This window comes from Streptosporangium sp. NPDC002721 (genome assembly GCF_042888905.1).
In the GTDB taxonomy this organism is placed as follows: Bacteria; Actinomycetota; Actinomycetes; order Streptosporangiales; family Streptosporangiaceae; genus Streptosporangium.
The window spans coordinates 1-5,741 of the sequence record NZ_JBIAQI010000077.1; the positions used below are offsets into that span (position 1 = coordinate 1).

General features: G+C 70.0%; 5 protein-coding genes. 2 read left to right on the top strand and 3 right to left on the bottom strand.

Features of this window, described 5'->3' with window-relative positions:
- From ACFYWM_RS44495 to ACFYWM_RS44505, 3 genes are all read right to left on the bottom strand, one after another.
- Positions 1-1,007, bottom strand: a 1,007-nt coding sequence (locus ACFYWM_RS44495; RefSeq protein WP_389927888.1) for a cellulose binding domain-containing protein, incomplete at its 3' end; no start/stop codon positions are given.
- 231 nt (positions 1,008-1,238) lie between these two features.
- Positions 1,239-2,651, bottom strand: a complete 1,413-nt coding sequence (locus tag ACFYWM_RS44500) for a family 43 glycosylhydrolase (protein ID WP_389927891.1) — start codon at positions 2,649-2,651, stop codon at positions 1,239-1,241.
- 25 nt (positions 2,652-2,676) lie between these two features.
- The gene (locus tag ACFYWM_RS44505; protein ID WP_389927894.1) at positions 2,677-3,999 is read right to left on the bottom strand and encodes a family 43 glycosylhydrolase; all 1,323 of its coding nucleotides are present in this window, start codon (positions 3,997-3,999) and stop codon (positions 2,677-2,679) included.
- A gap of 304 nt (positions 4,000-4,303) precedes the next feature.
- Between ACFYWM_RS44505 and ACFYWM_RS44510 the strand changes: the two genes are divergently transcribed.
- Positions 4,304-5,287, top strand: coding sequence for a PaaX family transcriptional regulator C-terminal domain-containing protein (locus ACFYWM_RS44510; RefSeq protein ID WP_389927897.1), 984 nt, complete (start codon positions 4,304-4,306; stop codon positions 5,285-5,287).
- A 200-nt stretch (positions 5,288-5,487) separates the two neighbouring features.
- Positions 5,488-5,631 carry a hypothetical protein gene (locus tag ACFYWM_RS44515; RefSeq protein ID WP_389927899.1) on the top strand — a complete coding sequence of 48 codons (144 nt, stop codon included), beginning with the start codon at positions 5,488-5,490 and terminating at the stop codon, positions 5,629-5,631.
- The last annotated feature ends 110 nt before the right edge of the window (positions 5,632-5,741 follow it).

The window sequence follows — 5,741 nt, forward strand, 5'->3', positions numbered from 1 at the left end:
TCGCCGTCGTAGTCGTAGGCCTGGAACTGGGTGTAGTGCGCCCCGGCGCGGATGTTGCGGCCCAGGTTGATCCGCCACAGCCGGGTGCCGTCCAGCTTGACGCCGTCGAGGTAGACCGGGTCGGTGACGCCGGACTGGGAGTTGTCCTTGGCGTTGTTGGCCTCCCACTTCAGCACGATGTCCATGCGGCCGTCGCCGTCCAGGTCGGCGGGGGCGGCGTCGCTGGCGTGGTGGCCGGAGGAGGGCGGGGTGATCGGCACGTCCAGGTAGCCGCTGCCGAACCGCAGCGAGGTCTCCGAAGCCGGGCCCTCGGTGCCGCCGCTGACCGCCCGCACCGTGTAGGAGGCGTCGGCGGCGGCGCCCGCATCCAGGTGGTTGGTGGAGTTGGTCACGGTCGCGACGCGGGTGCCGCCCCGGTACACGTTGAACGAGGTGTCGCGGGCCTCGGTGCCCAGCAGCCGCCAGGAGACCAGGTTGCCCGATCCGGAGCGGACGCTGATCAGGCCGCGGTCCAGGTCCTCGGCCTGCTTGGCGTCACCGGGGGGCGGTGACGGGGTCGGGGTGGGCGTCGGGGTGGGAGTGGGAGTGGGTGAGACGGTGGGCGTCGGGGTGGGCGAGGCGGTGCCGCCGTCGCAGACCGTGCCGTTGAGGGAGAAGGAGGCGGGGGCGGGGTTGGACCCGTTCCAGGAGGCGTTGAACCCGAAGGAGGCGCTGCCGCCGGAGGGGATGGCGGCGTTGTAGCCGGCGTCGGTGGCCGTCACCGCCGTCCCGCTCTGCGTCGCGGTGGCGTTCCACGCCTGGGAGATCTGCTGGCCCGCGGTGAAGTTCCAGGTCAGCCGCCAGCCGTTGACCGGGTCGCCGAGGTTGTTGATCGTCACGTTGGCGCCGAAGCCGCCCCCCCACTGGCTGGCGATTTCGTAGGTGACGCGGCAGGACACCGCTGCGGAGGCGGGCGCCTGAATGGCGGCCCCGCCAAGGATCACCGCGCACACGGCACCGCCGATCATCGCGCGGCTCCGTGCCAGATGAATAAAACGTTTCATATCTGCCCAATCACATCTGATTCTGCTGGTTTGTGCGGAATTGTCTTCCTCGGTTCCGGCCTCGCGTGGTGACGTTCCGTGAGAGTGGTCGCCTCCGGCGCCGGGCGGGTGCCGGAGGCGGCCGCCCTGTCGCCGGGCCCGGAGCGGTGCCGGGAGCGTCGATGTCGGCGCGAGGCTCGCGCCGGCGTCGTCCGATCAGCTCGCCGATTCCCCGGACGGGGACGTCAGCGTGGTACCGAGCCGGACGGGCGTGCCGAAGTTCGGCGTGCCGTCGGCGTTCCAGGTGAACTTCTGGGCACGGGTGCTGCGGTTCATGTCGCAGCCGCCGCCCGCCGAGCTGTTGGCGTGGTAGACGATCCAGTCCTCGGTGCCGTCGGGGGAGGTGAAGAACCCGTTGTGGCCGGGGGCGTAGACGCTGTTGGCGTCACTGCGCTGGAAGACCGGGGTGGGGTGCTTGGTCCAGTGGGCGGGGTTGAGGGGGTCGGCGCCGGTGAGGGTGAGCATGCCCAGCTTGTAGTCCGGGCCCCAGCAGGCGCTGGCGGAGTAGATCACGAAGGTTTTGCCGTTGTGGTACAGCGGTTCGGGCCCCTCGGCCACCGCGGCGGTCTGCCGCTCCCAGGCGTAGGTGGGTGAGGAGAGCCTGACCCGGGAACCGCTGATCGTCCAGGGGTTGCTCAGCGGGGTGATGAACAGGCTCTGCGTGCCGGGGTTGTAGGTGCCCATCAGGTACAACCGGCTACCGTGCCGCAGGACGCTGGCGTCGAGCTGCCAGTCGCCGCCCAGGTCGGCCTTGAAGGTGTACGGGCCCATTGGGTCGGTGCCCGCGCTCTCCAGGACGTGCAGCCGCTGGGTGGGATTGAAGTCGGCGACGTTCTGGCCGGCGACGTAGTACATGTACCAGCGCTTGCCGTTGGGCCCGTCCAGCAGGTGGAACTCCGGAGCCCACATGTTGCAGCAGCCGTTCGCCCTGCCCGCCAGGTTGAACACGACGGTGTCGGGAGCCGTCGCCAGCCCGCCCAGCGTGCGGGAGCGGCGCATGGTGATGGTGGAGTTCCAGGTAGTGGTGGCCAGGTAGTAGTACCCTCCGTGCTGGGTCAGCCACGGATCCGGGCCCCGCGACTTGATCGGGTTGGTGAAGGTGTTGCGGGGGCCGGGTGTCGGTGTCGGGCTCACCGTGGGGGTCGGCGTGGGGGTCGGCGTGACCGGGGCGCCGGTGCAGGGGACGCCGTTGAGCGCGAAGTCGGCCGGGGTGGAGCCGGTTCCGGTGCCGGTGGCGTTGAAGCCGAACGTGGTGTTGCCGCCGGAGGGGATGGCGGCGTTGTAGCCGGCGTCGGTGGCCGTCACCGCCGTCCCGCTCTGCGTCGCGGTGGCGTTCCACGCCTGGGAGATCTGCTGGCCCGCGGTGAAGTTCCAGGTCAGCCGCCAGCCGTTGACCGGGTCGCCGAGATTGCGCACGGTGACGTTACCGGTGAACCCGCCCGGCCACTGCGAGGCCACCGCGTAGTCCACCCGACAGGCCACCGCCGCCTGGGCCGTGACGGCCGGTACGGCGACGGCGGCGCCGAGAAGCAGGGCCGCCCCGATGGCGCGCGTTGGGGAAAGGCGCATGATGATCACTCCTGACGGATCGGAGTCAGTAGACGAACGGCCAGCCGGCCGAGTCGTAACCGATCCGGTTGATGCCGAGAAGGGAGGCGCCGTTGTTGGCGTAGTAGTGGTAGATCAGCAGCTCACCGTCGGTGTCGGCCAGGACGTCCTGGTGACCCGGGCCGTGGATCGAGCCGTGCCCGGCCAGCACCTGGGTGCCGCCGCCGGAGGTCATCGCGACGCCGTTGCGGTCGACGTAGGGGCCGGTGACGCTGGTGGAGCGGCCGACCATGACCCGGTAGGTGCTGGCGGCACCCTGGCAGCACCGGTCGAAGGACACCCACTGGTAGTAGTAGCTGCCGTGCTTGACGATGGTCGGCGCCTCGATCGCGGTGCTGCCGGAGCGGGCGGCGATGCTGCGGATCGTGGTGTCCAGGCGCTTACCGGTGGCCGGGTTCAGCTCGACCAGCTTGATGCCGGACCAGAAGGAGCCGAAGGACATCCACCAGCGGCCCTGGTCGTCGACGATCAGATTGGGGTCGATCGCGTTGTAGTTGCTGGAGGCGGTGGTGGAGATGACCAGCCCCCGGTCGGTCCAGGAACCGGAGGCCCCGGTGGGGCTGGTGGCCAGGAAGATCGCCGAGTTGGTGGAGCCGAAGCTGGAGGCGGAGTAGTACAGGTAGTACTGACCGTTGTGGTAGGAGATGTCCGGTGCCCACAGGTTGAGAGCACCACCGGTGTAGGGGGTGGTCCAGGGGGCGCCACCCGGGAAGACGCTTCCGGCGTTGCGCCAGTTGACGCGGTCGGTGGAGGTCTTCAGGGCGACGTTGTTGCCGGTGTGGGCCATGATGTAACCGCCGCCGGGTCGCTTGACCACCGTGGGGTCGTGCACGCCGACGTCGCCCGTGACGCGACTGGGAGCGGGGTAGGAGGCCGGCGGGGTCGTCGGCCCTGTCGGCGTCGGCGTCGGCGTCGGTGTCGGGCTCACCGTGGGGGTCGGCGTGGGTGTCGGCGTGACCGGGGCGCCGGTGCAGGGGACGCCGTTGAGCGCGAAGTCGGCCGGGGTGGAGCCGGTTCCGGTGCCGGTGGCGTTGAAGCCGAACGTGGTGTTGCCGCCGGAGGGGATGGCGGCGTTGTAGCCGGCGTCGGTGGCCGTCACCGCCGTCCCGCTCTGCGTCGCGGTGGCGTTCCACGCCTGGGAGATCTGCTGGCCCGCGGTGAAGTTCCAGGTCAGCCGCCAGCCGTTGACCGGGTCGCCGAGATTGCGCACGGTGACGTTACCGGTGAACCCGCCCGGCCACTGCGAGGCCACCGCGTAGTCCACCCGACAGGCCACCGCCGCCTGGGCCGGCATCTGTGTGACGACCACTGCCGGGGCCGCTATTGCGAAGATCGATGTTAACGTTAACATTGAACGCCGGAGTGGTCCTGATCTCTTCATGTCCTGCCCATCACTGCGTTGGAGGGGTGCGGTGGCCAGACCATAGAGAGCCTTGACCGAGGAAGTCAACGCCACATTTTTCGCTCCTAGACGGCCGTGAGCGCCGCGCCGCCGCCGCGGCCGAGGTCACACCCCCGGTCGTCGCGGTGTGCATGAAATTAAAACGTGAAAATTTCAACCTCTCCGCGGGCGTGATCCGGTGATCTCCCCGGCCGGTAAAGTCGGGACGGTCGTGACCGTTCGTGTCGGGGAGCGCACCGTGGTACGCCCGTTCGATATCGAGGAGATCTTCCCCGAGGCCGCCACCGAACCGCCGCCACGGCGGTCGGGCGGTTCGGCCCAGGGCCTGGCGGTGACCCTGATCGCCGACCACACCTTGCGCACCCGGGCCTGGTTGCCCTCGGGGGCGATCGTGGACCTGTTGGGCGAGTTCGGCGTGAGCGGCGGCGCAGCGCGCACGGCCATCAGCAGACTGGTCCGCCGGGGAGTTTTGGAAGGCATCCGGCAGGGGCGGTACAGCTCGTACCGCCTGACCGAGGGCGCCGCGGCCGACCTGTCCAACGGCGGCACCGCGATCGCCGCCGTCGGCGCGGACTCCGATTCCTGGGACGGTTCGTGGACGGTCGTCGTCTTCTCCATGCCCGAACAGGAGAGCACGCGGCGGCGGGCGTTGCGAGAGCACCTGCGCTGGAACGGCTACGCCCCGCTGTACGACGGGGTGTGGATCTCGCCCGATCCCCCCTGGCCCAACGGGCGGGCGGAGCTGGCGGCCGTGGCCCTCGGCTCGGTGACGATGTTCCGCGCGCGGCACCTGGAACTGGAGGCGGAGTGCGACCGCAGCCCGGTCGAGGCCTGGGACCTGGCGGCCATCGCGAAGGAATATGAAACTTTCATCGACCGGTGGAGCCCGCTGGCGCCTCGGATGGCCGCTGGCGCGGTGACCGGTGCCGCGGCGGTACGGGCTCGCACGGAGGTGATGGACATCTACCGTCGCTTCCCGGTGCTCGATCCGATGCTTCCCGCTGTCCTCATGCCGCCCGACTGGCCGCGCGGACGCGCCCGGGACCTGTTCGTCCAGGTCTACGACGGGCTCCTTGGGCCCGCGCAGGACCACGTCCGCGCCGCGGCGGCCCGTGCCACGGGCGGGCCTTGCCCGGAAATCCAGGCGCACACGGTCGCGGACATGGCCGCGGGCGTCCGCCGCGACGCGAGCTAGACCCTCCGTGCCCCGTCCCACATGCCGGCCGTCGTCGGCCGCATCGACGATTGACACTTTTCCGTCCTGCAGTAACACTCCTTGATGCACCTCGTCGTGTCTCCACGCCGACCCCCGACGCCTGCATGCCCCTGTCAGGGACGGCCGGGCCCCGCGGGGTGGGCGAACCCCTTCTCACAGGCGCCATGCAAGGAGCCAGCATGTCGATACAGAGACGGGCCTCCCGCCACCCTCAGGTCCCGCTGAACGCCGACACCGACACCGACACCATCTGTCTGGACCCGACCACCACGGCCGGACTACCCGACATCGACCACTTCGACGTCAACGGCGAACGATGTTAGGAGTGACTCTTGTTGCTGTCCCCTCCCCGAGGAACGGCGTGGCGAGTGTTGCTGCTCGCCCTGGCCGGCGTGCTGGCCCTCGCCCTGGAGGTCGCCGTCAGCCCCACCCG